The organism is Methylocystis sp. S23 (genome assembly GCF_054106005.1).
The window spans coordinates 1-14,476 of record NZ_CM134185.1 but is presented as its reverse complement, the minus strand read 5'-3'; the positions used below and the strand labels follow the sequence as shown (position 1 = coordinate 14,476).

12 protein-coding genes and 2 pseudogenes are annotated in these 14,476 nt (G+C 63.6%); 3 read left to right on the top strand and 11 right to left on the bottom strand.

Features of this window, described 5'->3' with window-relative positions; all coding sequences use genetic code 11:
- The first annotated feature begins 98 nt into the window (after positions 1-98).
- Positions 99-1,703: a glutamine-hydrolyzing GMP synthase gene (guaA, locus tag ACV7JP_RS00070; protein WP_457797251.1), complete on the top strand. Its 1,605-nt coding sequence runs from the start codon at positions 99-101 to the stop codon at positions 1,701-1,703.
- Positions 1,704-1,921: 218 nt separating this feature from the next.
- Here guaA and ACV7JP_RS00065 read toward each other — a convergent pair whose 3' ends face one another.
- From ACV7JP_RS00065 to ACV7JP_RS00050, 4 genes and pseudogenes are all read right to left on the bottom strand, one after another.
- The gene (locus tag ACV7JP_RS00065) at positions 1,922-2,902 is read right to left on the bottom strand and encodes an alpha/beta fold hydrolase (RefSeq protein ID WP_457797250.1); all 981 of its coding nucleotides are present in this window, start codon (positions 2,900-2,902) and stop codon (positions 1,922-1,924) included.
- 9 nt (positions 2,903-2,911) lie between these two features.
- Positions 2,912-5,374 carry a 2Fe-2S iron-sulfur cluster-binding protein gene (locus ACV7JP_RS00060; RefSeq protein WP_457797249.1) on the bottom strand — a complete coding sequence of 821 codons (2,463 nt, stop codon included), beginning with the start codon at positions 5,372-5,374 and terminating at the stop codon, positions 2,912-2,914.
- 41 nt (positions 5,375-5,415) lie between these two features.
- Positions 5,416-8,541 carry an efflux RND transporter permease subunit gene (locus tag ACV7JP_RS00055; RefSeq protein WP_457797248.1) on the bottom strand — a complete coding sequence of 1,042 codons (3,126 nt, stop codon included), beginning with the start codon at positions 8,539-8,541 and terminating at the stop codon, positions 5,416-5,418.
- A pseudogene (locus ACV7JP_RS00050) lies at positions 8,538-9,647 on the bottom strand (efflux RND transporter periplasmic adaptor subunit). Before ACV7JP_RS00050 ends, ACV7JP_RS00055 begins: the two are co-directional and overlap by 4 nt.
- Before the next feature lie 84 nt (positions 9,648-9,731).
- Here ACV7JP_RS00050 and ACV7JP_RS00045 point away from each other — a divergent pair.
- Both ACV7JP_RS00045 and ACV7JP_RS00040 read left to right on the top strand, forming a co-directional pair.
- Positions 9,732-10,325 (top strand): TetR/AcrR family transcriptional regulator, encoded by a 594-nt coding sequence (locus ACV7JP_RS00045; protein WP_457797247.1) that lies wholly within the window; start codon positions 9,732-9,734, stop codon positions 10,323-10,325.
- Between the two features lie 119 nt (positions 10,326-10,444).
- The gene (locus tag ACV7JP_RS00040) at positions 10,445-11,845 is read left to right on the top strand and encodes a TolC family outer membrane protein (RefSeq protein ID WP_457799125.1); all 1,401 of its coding nucleotides are present in this window, start codon (positions 10,445-10,447) and stop codon (positions 11,843-11,845) included.
- 177 nt (positions 11,846-12,022) lie between these two features.
- Here ACV7JP_RS00040 and ACV7JP_RS00035 read toward each other — a convergent pair whose 3' ends face one another.
- The 7 genes and pseudogenes from ACV7JP_RS00035 to ACV7JP_RS00005 all read right to left on the bottom strand — a co-directional run bounded on the left by ACV7JP_RS00035 (position 12,023) and on the right by ACV7JP_RS00005 (position 14,395).
- Complete coding sequence (locus ACV7JP_RS00035; protein ID WP_457799118.1) at positions 12,023-12,130, bottom strand: transposase domain-containing protein; 108 nt, start codon at positions 12,128-12,130, stop codon at positions 12,023-12,025.
- 126 nt (positions 12,131-12,256) lie between these two features.
- Positions 12,257-12,732 (bottom strand): annotated as a pseudogene (locus tag ACV7JP_RS00030) (IS66 family transposase); the annotation flags it as partial.
- Positions 12,621-13,022 carry an IS66 family transposase gene (locus ACV7JP_RS00025; protein ID WP_457797246.1) on the bottom strand — a complete coding sequence of 134 codons (402 nt, stop codon included), beginning with the start codon at positions 13,020-13,022 and terminating at the stop codon, positions 12,621-12,623. The gene ACV7JP_RS00025 and the pseudogene ACV7JP_RS00030, both read right to left, overlap by 112 nt.
- A 161-nt stretch (positions 13,023-13,183) precedes the next feature.
- Positions 13,184-13,549: a transposase domain-containing protein gene (locus ACV7JP_RS00020; protein ID WP_457797245.1), complete on the bottom strand. Its 366-nt coding sequence runs from the start codon at positions 13,547-13,549 to the stop codon at positions 13,184-13,186.
- 54 nt (positions 13,550-13,603) lie between these two features.
- A complete protein-coding gene (gene tnpB, locus ACV7JP_RS00015) occupies positions 13,604-13,972 on the bottom strand; it encodes an IS66 family insertion sequence element accessory protein TnpB (RefSeq protein ID WP_457797227.1) in 369 nt (122 codons plus the stop codon).
- Positions 13,969-14,097, bottom strand: a complete 129-nt coding sequence (locus ACV7JP_RS00010; protein ID WP_457797107.1) for a hypothetical protein — start codon at positions 14,095-14,097, stop codon at positions 13,969-13,971. Before ACV7JP_RS00010 ends, tnpB begins: the two co-directional genes overlap by 4 nt.
- Entirely contained in the window at positions 14,057-14,395 is a 339-nt protein-coding gene (locus ACV7JP_RS00005) for a transposase (protein WP_457799123.1), read from the bottom strand. The genes ACV7JP_RS00010 and ACV7JP_RS00005 overlap by 41 nt, the downstream gene beginning before the upstream one ends.
- Between the last annotated feature and the right edge of the window lie 81 nt (positions 14,396-14,476).

Below are 14,476 nucleotides of genomic sequence, written 5' to 3'. Positions count from 1 at the left end.
CTGGAAGTCCGCCTTTCATCCGGCGCCGCCGTCGCAGCCTTGCCCCTCACCCCAACCCTCTCCCCGCAGGCGGGGAGAGGGGGCGTTTCAGGATCCCGATGACCACCGCCGCAGACGCCTTCCACCACGACATCGCCGACCGACACGACAAGGTTCTCATTGTCGACTTCGGATCACAGGTCACGCAGCTCATCGCGCGGCGCGTGCGCGAGGCGGGGGTCTATTGCGAGATCGCGCCTTTCCAGAGCGCGGAACGCGCCTTTGCCGAGATCCGTCCCAAGGCGGTCATCCTCTCCGGCGGCCCCTGCTCGGTGACGGACGAAGGCTCGCCGCGCGCGCCGCAGGAGATTTTCGACTCGGGCGTGCCGGTGCTCGGCGTCTGCTATGGCGAGCAGACCATGGCGACGCAGCTCGGCGGCGAGGTCGAGGCGGGGCATCACCGCGAATTCGGCCGCGCCGAGATCACGGCGCTCGAACATAGCGCGCTCCTCGACGGCGTCTGGGAGAAGGGCGCCTCCGCCACCGTCTGGATGAGCCATGGCGACCGCGTCACAAGGCTCCCGGGCGGCTTCCGCGTCATCGCGGCGTCCGAGAACGCGCCCATGGCCGCCATCGCCGACGAGGCGCGCCGCTATTACGGCCTGCAGTTCCACCCGGAGGTCGCGCATACGCCGGACGGCGCGAAGCTTCTGGCGAATTTCGTGCACAGGGTCGCCGGACTGAAGAGCGACTGGACCATGGCCGCCTTCCGCGGCGAGGCGGTCGCCGCGATCCGCAAGCAGGTCGGCGACGGCCGCGTGCTCTGCGGGCTTTCGGGCGGCGTCGACAGCGCCGTGGCGGCGGTGCTGATCCATGAGGCGATCGGCGACCGGCTCACCTGCGTCTTCGTCGATCACGGCCTTTTGAGGCTCGGCGAGGCGGAGGAGGTCGTGCGCCTCTTCCGCGACCACTATAATATCCCGCTGCATCACGTCGAAGCCGAGGAACTGTTTCTCGGGGCGCTGGAAGGGGTCGACGATCCCGAAGTAAAGCGCAAGACCATCGGGCGCCTCTTCATCGAGACATTCGAGGCCGAGGCGAAGAAGATTGCTGAGGACGGCCGCGGCGCCCCGCAATTCCTGGCGCAGGGCACGCTCTATCCGGATGTGATCGAGAGCGTTTCCTTCACCGGCGGGCCGTCGGTGACGATCAAGTCGCACCACAATGTCGGCGGCCTGCCGGCGCGCATGAACATGGCGCTGGTGGAGCCGCTGCGCGAACTCTTCAAGGATGAAGTGCGCGCGCTCGGCCGCGAGCTGGGCTTGCCGGAGGCTTTTGTCGGCCGTCATCCATTCCCTGGCCCCGGCCTCGCCATACGCTGCCCCGGCCTCATCACGCGCGAGAAGCTCGACATCCTCCGCAAGGCCGACGCCGTCTATCTGGACGAAATCCGCAAGGCGGGGCTCTACGACCAGATCTGGCAGGCCTTCGCCGCGCTGCTGCCCGTGCGCAGCGTGGGCGTGATGGGCGACGGCCGCACTTATGATTACGTGCTGGCGCTCCGCGCCGTGACGTCGAGCGACGGCATGACGGCGGATTTCTATCCCTTCGACATGGCGTTTCTGGGCCGTGCGGCGACACGGATCATCAACGAAGTGAAGGGCGTGAACCGCATCGTGTACGACGTGACGTCGAAGCCGCCGGGGACGATTGAATGGGAGTGACGGGTAGTAAAAGCGGCGGCTATAGAGTGCAGGAGAGGGCAGGGAGCTGTGCTTTCATACCGAACGTCGGCGATAGTTGTTGTTGGGGCTCCTTTTTCTAGTCTCGACAAGGCGTGGCGGCGTTCTGCGAGGGAGCACTGATTGCGCCAGCCTCCTAATCTTAGGCGTGCGCGCCTCGGAGAAGCGAGTCCAGAGAGGCAATGCCAAAAGGGAAGCCTTCATGACGAAGGCTTCCCAACGAGCGGCGCGTGAAAGGCGAGCAAATGCTCGACAACTGCATCGGGCCTATCGAGCGGCAGGAAGTGCCCCCCATTCACGACGGTCGCCATTTTTGCGCTGGGCACGATCTGGCGATCGTGTTCTCGTTCGTCCGGTCTCGACCAGTCGCGATCGCCCCAGAGCAGCAGCACGGGAATCTTGATGTTCGAATAGGCCATGGTCGCCGTTTCCCAACTCTCTGCGTTGCGGAGCAGACTGAGAAAGGCGCGATAATGACCGCGTCGGTTGCCGACCAGATACATCTCCTTCAGCAGTTCCGGCGAAATATGCCGCGGGTCGGATACGCCGCCGTCGAGCGCCGATTTCATGATGACGAATTGGCGCAGGCGCATCACTGTATCGCCGAGGATCGGCAGATCCGCGGAGGCGACGATAAGGCGCGCGAGAAGTGAGCTGCGCGCCATCCCGCGCCCCTTCGCGTAATCATAGGGATTGATCGCCACAACGCGCGAAACCCGCGGATTGTTGCGCGCTGCGAGAATGAGCGAGATCGAGGCGCCGATCGAAACGCCGGCAAGCGTCACATCGTGGAGATCTAAAGCTTCGAGAAAGCCTTCTATCGTCTCGACGAAATAGTCCGCGTCGTATTTCGCGGCCGGTATGTCGGAATAGCCGTGGCCGGGATAATCGACCGCATACACGGTGAAACTCTTCGCCAGCTCGGGGACGACCTTCTCGAAGAGGTCGAGTTGCGTCCTCAGCGTGTGCAAGAGAACCAGCGCAGGACCTTCGCCCATCTTGATGTAGCGAAGGCGGACGCCATTGACGCTGACATATCGGATCGGGATGTCCGGCGCCCAGGAGAGACGCTCCGGAGTTGGGGGAACGGGCCGCATTGCCTCGACGAGGAACGAAACTAGCATGGTCGCCGCCGCCACGACAACAAAACCGACGAGGGCGAAGATTACAATGTTCGACATGGCGTCCTCCTATGACTCGACGACGACGTCGCTCTCGGCGAGCGCTTGGCAAGCGAGAATGTAGCCGCGGGTTTTCTCTTCCTGCGTCAGTGAATCCTCGACCAGCATACGCACCTTGCCGGAGAGCAGCTTGACGCGGCAGGCGCCGCATGTGCCCGATCGACAGGCGCTGTCGATAAAGACATGCGCCTGGTCGGCGGCGTCGAGAACGGTGGCATTCTCGGCGATCGGGGCCGAGATCTGCGACATCTGAAACGTGACGCGCCCGATGATCCTGCCGGCCGGCACCGCCTTGCGGGTGGGATCACGCGTCTCGGTTCCAAACGCTTCCTTCTTGATCCGCTCGGGTGGCACGCCGAGATCCTCCAATGCGGCTGTGACGGCGCTCATCATCGCGAGGGGGCCGCAGAGATGGACGCGGTGCGCCGAGATATTCGGAACCGCCGAGGCGAGGAACGCTTTATCGATGCGGCCCCGCGCGCCGGTCCACTCTTCGATGTTGGGATCGCTCATCGTGGCCACGACCCGCAGGCGGCTGTTGCGCGCTCGCAGCGCCGCAATCTCGTCTTGGAACGGATATTCGCGCGGGTTGCGGAAGCTCAGCAGCAGATGGATGTCGCCTGGCCAATTTGTGTCGGTGAGATAGCGCGTCACGCTCATCATCGGCGTCACGCCGACGCCGCCGCCGATCAGGACGATGCTTTGTTCCTCCTCGCCCGTGAAAGTGAAGGTTCCGTTCGGAGCCACGACTTCAAGGAGGTCGCCCGGCGTGGCCGCGTCATGGAGCCACCGCGAAACGAGGCCATTCGTTTCCCGTTTCACCGTGATCTCGATCGAGTCCCGACAGGTCGGCGAGGACGCGATGGTGTAGGAGCGCTTGGTTGGAACGCCGAAAGGCTCGATTGCGAATGTCAGGAACTGCCCCGGCAGGAATTCGAACGGAATCCTTCCTCCCGCCGGTTCGACGAGGCGGAAGGTTTTGATGTTTTGCGCAACCTCGATGATCTCCGCCAACCGCAGGGCGCCCGACCATTTGATTTTTCCGGTCGCCGCGTCGTTTTGACGATAGGGAGCCGCGTTCGGCCGCAGCCTTGACGCCACCGGAGGGACGGGCGTCGGATCATGGCGAATGGCGGGGCTCGGGAAGCATTTACCGAAAGCGAGAAGCAGCTTGGGCGAGCCGCCGACGCGGATTTTTCTCCGCAGCAGCGCCCACACCAGACTGTGCTCCCTCGCCAGAAAGCCGAGCCAGGTCGAGCTGTCCGCTGTAACCCGAAGGTTGGCTGAGCCGATGTGGCCCTCCTGGAGGCGGATGACGCCATCGTGAATAACAATCGTCGCCTTGCGCTGCTCGTTGCCGGTAAATTCGAAATGATAGGTTGCGCGCAGGTCGCGCGCCTGGTTCGGCTGAAATGCGACGGGCAAGAGTTGCAGCATTGCGTCGATGCTCCGCGGTCGTAACGCGTTGCCGACGGTCTTGACGGTCTTGTTCTTCCATCTTTTCTTGGCGTACGCCTCGGCGTCCGAGCCTTTTACGACATAAATCGGTTCTTCTTTCTCTTGAAGCGGCTTGAGGATTTCCTGAATGTGGCGCGCGCGATCCGCAAGATAGGTCCCGATGACGTCTTCGCCGGCGGGACACACCGCCATGCAATAGGCCGCCTTGTAGTTCGCCCCATGGGAGAGGCTCTGCCACATCGAGGCGGTTTCGGGCTCGCTCACGCGGCTGCGATAGTCGAGCGCGTTCTTGCTGTCTGCGATCTGCTCAACCCAATCCGTGAAGCCCCCCATGAATTCGCGATAGTTGTGGGTGAAGCAAGCGGAGAAATTGAACCCTCCGTCGGGGGCGATGGCCCCGACTGGACAGGCCGTCACGCACAACCGGCATTCCAGACAGGGGTTGTAATCGAGCGGCGCGTCATATTCCGTCGCCTCCGCCCCGATCAGAACGGTTCCCAACAGGACGAAGTTGCCGAACTTGGGGTGAATCAAATTGCGATGGACGCCCATGTGGCCGAGCCCGGCGGCGACTGCGACTGGCTTGTGCGATACGATCCATATGGCGCTAGGGAATTGATACATCTCCATCGGAAAGCCCATCGCCGGGCTGACGGCGCGAATTCCTTTCGCCTCGAGCCGCTGCACCAGGCGACGACCAACTTCGTCAACCTCGAGTCCCGAGTGGTGAAACTCGATGTTGGCGACAGAGCGCGCCGGACTGCGGATCGGCTCCCTGTTCATCCGGACGACGAAGCTCAGCAGTGTCTTGGTCCAAGGGTAGTGGTGAAGAAGCTCGTCTCTCTGGGAGTCGAGCGCGGGCCGCTTGATCTCCACCAAGCCGGCGTCATCGGCGCCGCATTCCAGAGCCAGTCGGCGAAGCCAACCGGCGTCGATCCCGCCCTCTTCGATCTCAATACGGGCGCCGGCAGTTGCGCGCATACGCTTGACGGTCGGATGGTCCTCGATGTTCATGGCGCTTCCTCGCGAAAATCAACCGGCATGGTCGGTCGCTACTAGCGACCGTCGAACGCAGGCTCTGCGTTCGCCACTTGCGGATCCATTCGCTCGCCCGAAGGGGCGTGTGCATGGACGTCGTCTGCTGTTGGTTTGATCCGGAACCACGCCGCGTAGAGCGCAGGAAGGAAGAGCAGTATCAGCACCGTGCCGACCGCCGTGCCGCCGATGAGCGTATAAGCCATCGATCCCCAGAAGACGGAGTGCGTGAGGGGGATGAAGGCCAACACGGCGGCAAGCGCGGTCAGAATCACAGGCCTCGTGCGTTGCACCGTGGCTTCGATGACGGCGTGATAGTCGTCGAGGCCCGCGGCACGGTTCTCCTTGATTTGTTCGGTCAGGATCAGCGTGTTGCGCATCAGGATGCCAGCCAGTCCGATCAGGCCGAGAATGGCGTTGAATCCGAAGGGCTGGTTGAATGCGAGCAACATAGGCACGACGCCGACGAGGCCGAGCGGCGCGGTCAGCATGACCATGCCCATTGTCGAGAAGGATCGCACCTGGAGCATGATGACGATCAGCATGGCGGCGATCATGGCCGGGAAGATCTTACCCAGCGCGACGTTGGCCTTAATCGCCTCCTCGATTGAACCGCCCGTATCGATGCGGTAGCCGGATGGAAGGGCTGCGATCATCGGCTGGAGGGCCGTCATGATCTCTTTGGAGACCTCTGGAGGCTGGGTCGCTTCATTGACGTCAGAGCGGATCGTGATAGCGGGCGTGCGATCGCGGCGCTTCAGGATCGGCTCTTCCAGACGGATTTCCGAGTGACCGATCTGGTCGAGCGGAATCTGGCGGCCGTCCCGGCTCATCAGCGAGAAATCTGCCAGACGCGTTGGGTCCAAACGCTCGCCGCCGGCGCTGCGCGCCACGATGGGAACATTGCGGATGTCCTCGCGAACCTGCGTGACGGCGATGCCGGTGAGGAGGAATTGGAGCTGCTGGCCCACCTCCGCCGGCGAGAGACCAATAAGGTTCAGTCGGTCCTGATCCGGGATGAAGCGAAGCACGGGCGTGCGATTGCCCCAATCGCGGTTCGCTTGCCGCACATCGGGCACGCCGCGCATGATGCCGAGGGCTTTTTCAGAGATATCGTACAATTGCGCGGGATCAGGCCCCATGACCCGGAACTCGACCGGGAAGGGCGTGTAGGGCCCGAACACGAGCTGCGTGACGCGCACATAGGCCTCGGGCGTCAGCCCCTGTGACACCGCCTCTCGGAGCCGGCGCTTCAACGACTCGCGGGCCTCAGCATCGGGGGTCAGCACGACGATCTTGGCGAAGGCGGGATCTGGCAGTTCCGGCGACATCGCGAAGAAGAAGCGGGGAGCGCCCTGACCGACATAGCTCGTGACGATCTTTGCCTCGGGCTGGCCGTTCAGCCAATGTTCGAGCTTCTCGACCGCGACTGTCGTCGTCTCAATGCTGGCGCCTTCCGGCAGGCGAACCTCCACCAGCACTTCGGGGCGATCGGATGTCGGGAAGAACTGCTGTTTGAGGGCGCCCATGCCGGCGCCGGAAAGCGCGAAGGCGATGCCGACGACGCCGCAGGTTACGAACTTGTGGCGCACGGCGAATGTGATGAGCCGTCGCAGACGCTGGTAGTTTGGCGTGTCGTAAATCGCGTGGGAGCCGCCCTCGATCGGTTTGAACGCGGGCAGCATCTTGACGCCGAGATAGGGCGTGAAGACCACCGCGACGATCCAGGAAACAATAAGGGCGAACCCCACGACCCAGAAGATGTTGCCGGCGTATTCGCCGGCCGACGAGCGCGCGAAGCCCACCGGCAGGAACCCGGCGATCGTCACGAGCGTGCCGGACAGCATTGGCGCCGCAGTGTGGCTCCACGCATAGGCCGCAGCCTTGATGCGGTCCATGCCTTCTTCCATTTTCACCACCATAACTTCGATGGCGATGATGGCGTCGTCGACCAGAAGGCCGAGCGCCAGGATGAGGGCGCCGAGCGTGATGCGGTCGAAGAAGCGGCCCGTTTCCAGCATGATGAGGAACACGACGGCAAGCGTCAGAGGGACGGCAGCCGCCACGACGATGCCGACGCGCCAGCCGAGGCTGAGCAGGCTCACCAGCAGCACCACGCCGAGCGCCATCGCGAACTTCATCATGAATTCATCAACCGCCGAGGTGATGTTGACGGCCTGGTCGCTGACCTTGGCCAGCGTCATCCCGAGCGGCAGGGTCTGTGCGATGGCTGCGGACCTCTCCTCAAGCGCCTTGCCGAGCGCGAGACCATTCCAGCCCTCCTGCATAACCGCCGCGAGCATGATGGTGGGCTCGCCCTGGTGTCGGATAAGGTAGGTGGGCGGATCCTCGTAGCCGCGACGAACCTCGGCGACGTCGGAGAGCTTCAGCGTGCGCCCCGCAGCCACGATAGGCGTGTCGGCGATCGTCTGGACGCTGTCATAGGCCCCGTCGATCCGGATGAAGACCTGCGGCCCCTTTGTGTCGATCGAGCCTGCCGGCGTGACGGTGTTTTGTCTCTGCAAGGCGGCGACAATATCCTGCGCCGACACGCCGAGGGTCGCCAGTTTGGCGTAGGAAAACTCAACGAATATCTGCTCGGGACGTTCGCCGAGAATATTGATCTTCTTGACGCCGGGCACGTGCAGGAGGTCCTGGCGGATGGTCTCGGCTTGCCTTGCGAGCTCCCGCATCGGCATGCCCTTCGCCTTGAGAGCGTAGAGGCCGAAGCTCACGTCCGAATATTCGTCATTGACGAAAGGGCCAAGCACGTTGGGAGGCAGCTTGCGGGCCTCATCCCCAAGCTTTTTACGGGCCTGGTAGAACTCCTCCTGCACGACTGATGGCGGCGTGCTGTCCTTCAGCGTGACCGTCATATAGGCATAACCGGGCCGTGTGGTCGTCTCCACGCGGTCGTACCAGGTCAGCTCTTGAATCCGCTTCTCCAACGGTTCGGCCACCAGGTCCTGCATCTCGCGCGCCGTCGCCCCCGGCCATACCGTTGTGACCGTCAGGGTCTTGATGGTGAAGGAGGGATCCTCCGCCCGCCCGAGCATGACAAAGGCGTAAGCGCCCGCCGCGGCCAGCAGGAGGATGAAGAAGAGGGTGACGGCCCGTTCGCGAACGGCGATCGCAGAGAGATTCATCGGGCGCCCCTGCTTTCAGACGCAGTCCTGACGCGAGCGCCGTCTTGCAAAAGATGCGCGCCGAGCGAAACAACTGGGTCGCCAGAAGTAAGTCCGGAAATCACGGCGGTTTCGCTGGCGACGCGCACGAGCTTGACGGGTCAAAAATGTACGGTCGAGGTGGCGTTGTCGAACACCCAAACGCCGGTCTTCCGGCCGCCGTCGAACACAGCTCCGAGCGGCACTTGGACTTCCGGCCGATTTGCCGTGCTTGCCAATCGAATGGTCACCGTGGCGCCGAGGGGCGCCGCTGAAGCCGCGCCGTCGAGCACGTAGCGCGCTTCGTAAGTGCGGGTCCGACCATCGGCGGAATCCGACAACTGCCGGAGATGCGCCGTATAGCGGCGCCCGTCGCCCCCATACACGCTAGCCTGGGCTGTCGAGCCGATCGCCGGTCGGATCGTTTCGGGAAGCGCGACCACCGCTTCGCGGGGGCCGGCTTGTGCAAGCCGAACCACAGTCTGGCCGGCGGAGACGACCTGTCCCGGTTCGCCAAGCGTTTCCATCACCGTTCCATCGGCGTCGGCCACCAGGACGGAATAGGCCGCCTCGTTCTCGGAAACCCGCGCCTCGGCTTCGGCGGCCGCGAGTTGCGCTTTGGCTGCGTCGGATGCGGCTTTTGCCTGCTCGTAGCGCTGTCGGGTAACCCATCCTTGGCTTAACAACTTGGCGTATCGCCGCTCATCCGGGACCAGCTGGGTGACGGAGGCGCGGGCCGCTGCGGCTGCGTTACGCTTTGCGGTGGACGCATGGCGTAGGTCGGTTTCGTCGATCCGCATCAGCGGCTGACCGGCTTTGACCTGCTGGCCCGCATTCACCAGCCGTTGCACGATCTTACCGGCGACGCGAAAACCAAGATCGCTCTGCACCCGCGCCCCTAAGACGCCCGTAAAGCCGCGGTCGGATCCGCTCACTCGCGTCGCCGTCGCCAGTCGAACGAGCGGAGGCTCCTGTCTCGGGTCGTTCATGGCCGAGGCTTCCTGCGTGCGCATGGAAACTGTGATGAGCGCGACCGCCCCAGACACCGTGAGAAGGCCCCCCAGCACGACAGCGGGTCTCTTTTTCATGCCCGTCTCCTCAAACCAAAATTAGATTGCGTTTGAACTCTATCTCGGATAGATTTCTAACGCAATCTAAATAGGAGGTCGGGGATGCGCGTCAGTCGGACTCAGGCAGCGGAAAACCGCGAGACGGTGATCAGCGTGGCAAGTCGTCTCTTTCGGGAGCACGGCTTTGAGGGCATTGGCCTTAAGGATCTGATGAAGGGCGCAGGGCTGACCCAAGGCGCCTTTTACAAGCAGTTCGCATCAAAGGAGGACTTGGCTGCACAGGCGTCGAGGCGGGCCTTTGAGAGCGCCTTCAACCGATGGGCGACCGCGCTCTCGGCCAAACCCGAAGATCCGCTTGGTGCGGTGATGGCGTTCTACCTCAGTATGGGCCATCGCGAAGAAAAGATGGATGGCTGCCCACTCGTCGCGCTCGCCGCAGACGCCGCCAGACAGGGCGGTGAGGTGAAGGCGTCATTCGAAGTCGGCATTAAGGCGCATCTTGAAGTTCTTAGCCGCCTGCTTGCCAAAACCGAGGATTCGGAGGCCAAGGGCAAGGCCATGGCCGTTCTCTCGCAGATGGTTGGCGCGGTGACTCTATCGCGCGCCGTCAACGACCCTGATCTCGCCCAATCCCTTCTGGACGCCGCAGCCGAACAGATTCGCGAAGTCGCCACTTCGGCGGAACGCAGGCGCTGATCAGGGCGTCCGCCTCGAGAGCCAGCCTGCGCTCAAGTGAAACTTCAGGGAAAGACATGTTCAAGAAGACTGGGGTAACGACCATCGGGTCTGTTTCCCGTTTGGTCCACCCCGAGCGGATGTGCTTCTTCGTCACGGCGCTCGGCGGCTTGTTGCTTGGGATGACGGAACCTCTTTCGGCCGAAACGCTTCTCTCCGCGCTGGCGCGGGCCTATGCCGGCAATCCGGACCTCAACCAGAGCCGCGCCGCCGTCCGCGTCCGGGACGAGGACATGCCCAAGGCGCTTGCCGGGATGCGGCCCAAAGTCAATATCCAGGCTTCCGCTGGTCCCCTTTACGGCAATTTGCGCTTGCCGGCCGGGAGAAACGCAATGACCGGTCAGCGCCAGTTCTCGCAGGAGGAATATACGGGCTATCCACGCGGCGCGGCGCTCAACGTGTCGCAAAGCATTTTCGACGCTGGCCGCACGACCAATTCGGTGAGACAGGCCGAGTCGAACGTCTTCGCAGCGCGCGCGACCATGCGCCTCACCGAGCAGGCGACCCTGCAAAATGGCGCCACCGCCTATATGAACGTGCTGCGCGACACGGCGGTCGTGAATCTGCGCAAGAACAACATCGCCGTGTTGGAGCAGCAGCTCAAGCAGACTCGGGACCGTTTTCAGGTCGGCGAGGTGACGCGCACCGACGTGGCGCAGGCGGAGGCCTCCGTCGCTCAGGCGCGGTCTGAACTCTACGCCGGGCAGGCGCAGCTGAAAAACAGCGTCGCCACATACCGTCAGATTATCGGCCTCGAGCCCACGCATTTGGAGCCGGGGCGCTCGCTCGAACATTTGCTTCCGCGCTCTCTGCAGCAAGCGATCGAGATTGCGCTCGTGGAACATCCGGGCGTCATCGCGGCGCTGCATCAGGCGGATGCGGTCGCATCCGCTGTGAAAGTCGCCGAGAGCGCGCTGGCACCCACTCTGTCCGTGAACGCTCAGGTTTCCCAGCAATGGGATTCCTTCCTTGGCGTCCCGGGATCGCGCCAATTCTCCGCCGCTGCCTTCGCTCAACTCAATGTGCCGCTATATCAGGGCGGCTCGGAATATGCCTCGATCCGCCAGGCGAAAGAGCAATTGAGCCAAGCGCGGCTCAACGCTGATTTGCAGCGCGACAGCGTGCGAGCGAGCGTGGTGTCGAGCTACGGACTGCTCGAAACCGCCAGAGCCTCGATCATCTCCAGCCGGGCGGCGGTGAAAGCGGCGGAAACCGCGCTCACCGGCGTGCGTGAAGAGGCGAAGGTCGGCCAGCGCACGACGCTCGACGTGCTCAATGCGCAGCAGGCGCTGCTCAATGCGCGCGTGAGCTTGGTGACGTCGCAACGAGACCGCGTGGTCGCCTCTTATGCGGTGCTCGGCTCGATTGGCCGCCTCTCGGCGCAGGAATCGCGCCTCGACGTCGCCCTCCATGATGCCGGCGTCCATTTTGAGCAGGTAAAAACCAATTGGTTCGGCGTCGATACGCCCGACGGGCGATAATGTGCCTGCGAATGAGGGGCCGCGGCATACTAAAGTCAGCCCCCCGGAAGGTCGGCAATCGCTGCAACATTCCAAATCGAACTTGGAGCCTCTGTAAGGAGGCGTATCGATCACGGAGGACGCGGTCCTATCGGTAAATCTCATTACAGCGCGCGGCCCATGTCGTAACCGCTGTTTTCAGGCCACGTGTTTGAGAGCGACCGGCTGCGCGTAGGCCCATGGCATGAGCTCGTCGAGTTTGCTCGCGAGATGTCCGTCGACGATCTTCGCGAGGACATCGGCCATATAGGCCATCGGATCGACGCCGTTCAGTTTGCAGGTCTCGATGAGCGACGCGACGATCGCCCAGTTTTCGCCGCCTCCGTCCGAACCCGCGAAGAGCGCGTTCTTGCGATTGAGGGCAATGGGACGGATCGCGCGCTCGACGATATTGGAGTCGATCTCGGTGCGCCCGTCGTCGATAAAGCGCGTCAAGCCGTCCCAGCGTGAAAGCGCGTAGCGGATCGCCTCGGCGAGCTTGGTCTTCTGGCTGATCAGCGCGAGCTTCTCGCGCAGCCATGGCTCGAGGGCGTCGAGGATCGGGCGGGATTTTCCTGTCGCGCTGCGCGCCGGTCGTCCGGGTTCTGCCCGCGGATGTCGCTCTCGATGGCGTAGAGCGCGCCGATGCGCGCCAGAGCCTCACTGGCGATCGGCGCGGGACCTGCTGCGGCGAGTTCGTAGAAGCGCCGGCGGACGTGAGACCAGCAGAAGGCGAGCGACACGCTGTTCTTCTGCGTCAGCGCGCGATAGCCGGCGTAACCGTCGACCTGCACGACGCCCGTGAAGCCGGCAAGATGCGTGAGCGGCTGCTCGGACTTTCGGTTTTGCGCATAGACATAGACTGCGATTGGCGGATCGGCGCCGCCCATGGCCGGTCGTCACGCGCATAAGCCCAAAGTTGGCCGGTCTTGGTGCGCCCGCGCCCGGGGTCAAGCACCGGCGCCCTTGTCTCGTCGGCGAAGATTTTTGTCGACGATCTGATGTGTTCCAGAAGCCGCTCGTGCACGGGCCGCAAATGCCAGGCGGCGCGGCCAACCCAGTCGGCGAGCGTCGAACGGTCGAGGGCGATCCCCTGCCGGGCGTAGATCTGTGCTTGGCGATAGAGCGGCAAGTGATCGGCGTATTTGGAGACCAGCATGGGCGATTGTCGCCTCGGTCGGCAGGCCGCCCTCGATCAGCCGCGCCGGGGCCGACGCCTGCACGATAGCGCCCTCGCAGGCGCGGCAGGCGTATTTGGGACGCCGCGTCACCAGCACGCGGAACTGCGCCGGCACGACGTCGAGCCGCTCGGAGACATCCTCACCGATCTGATGGAGCGCCCCTTGCAGCAGGGACAGGCTTTATCCTCGATGTCGACGATGGTTTCGATGCGCGGGAGATGCGCAGGCAGCGCGCCACGGTTCGTGCGGCGCTTTCTGGACGCCTTCTCGCGTTCGGTGGCGGACTTGGCTTCCTCCTCCGCGGCGGCGCCGCTTCCGTCTGTTCGACCTCTTCGAGCGCGAGCAGCATCTGGTCTTCGGGAAGGGTCTCGGCGCGTCGTCCAAAGCGATGGCGCTGCATCTCCTTGATGATCTGCACGAGACGATCGTTGCGCGCCCGCTCGGCGAGGAGCATCGCCTTCAGTTCGTTAGGATCGTCGGGAAGCGTCTCGACCGCCTGCGCCATAGACGCAGAAGACCATATTTTGTGCCGTCTTTCGACGCTCTCCGACGCCCTGATTCACTGTGTCGCATCATCCCGACAAGGCCGGCGCCGACGTCTCCTTCGCGCAGTGACGCGCCGCCAGTCTAGCCCCTCCAGCAGCGCCGAAAATTGCGCCGCCGACAACCGCATCACCCCGTCTTCGATCTTCGGCCAGCGGAACTCGCCGTCCTCCAGTCGCTTGGCGAAGAGGCACACACCCGTGCCGTCCCAGAAGACAAGCTTGATGCGGTCCGCCCTCTTCGCGCGAAAGACGTAGATCGCGCCGTCGAAGGGATCGCACTGTATCGTCTCGCGCACCAGCGCCGCGAGACCCTCCGCGCCCTTGCGGAAGTCGACCGGCTTCGTCGCCACCATCACGCGCACCGCGCCCGTCGGACCGATCATTTGGCGGCTTTCAACGCCCGGATCACCGCAGCGATGGTCTTTGCTTGCGCGCCGCGTCCGACCCGAACCGTGACGCCATCAACTTCAAGTTCGATCGTCGGCGTCGAATCGACTTCCTGGCGCACAGCGCGTCGTTCGCGTTTGGTGAGCGGCGCGGGCGCAGGCCCTTGCGTGACTGCGGGAACGAACAATGGCGGCGCGCCTACGTCCTCGCGAGCCTCGGTCTCTTTGCGCGCCTGACGACGCCACGTAAAGCTGCTGCGGCGTCAGACCATGCCGCCGCGCCACTTCACAAACGCTCGCGCCCTCCGCGAAGCTCTCAGCGACAATCGCCGCTTTCTGATCCGCGCCCCACGTCCTCCGACGCCCCGAGCCCGTGAAGACCTCGATCCGCCGCGCCGGAAACGCTTCAGGCTCCGGCATATGTTTACGCTCTGAAATCGACATGTGTCGGAGCCCTCTATCGCTCCGATTATCGTCCCTACCGCTCGCTCAAAACAGGTG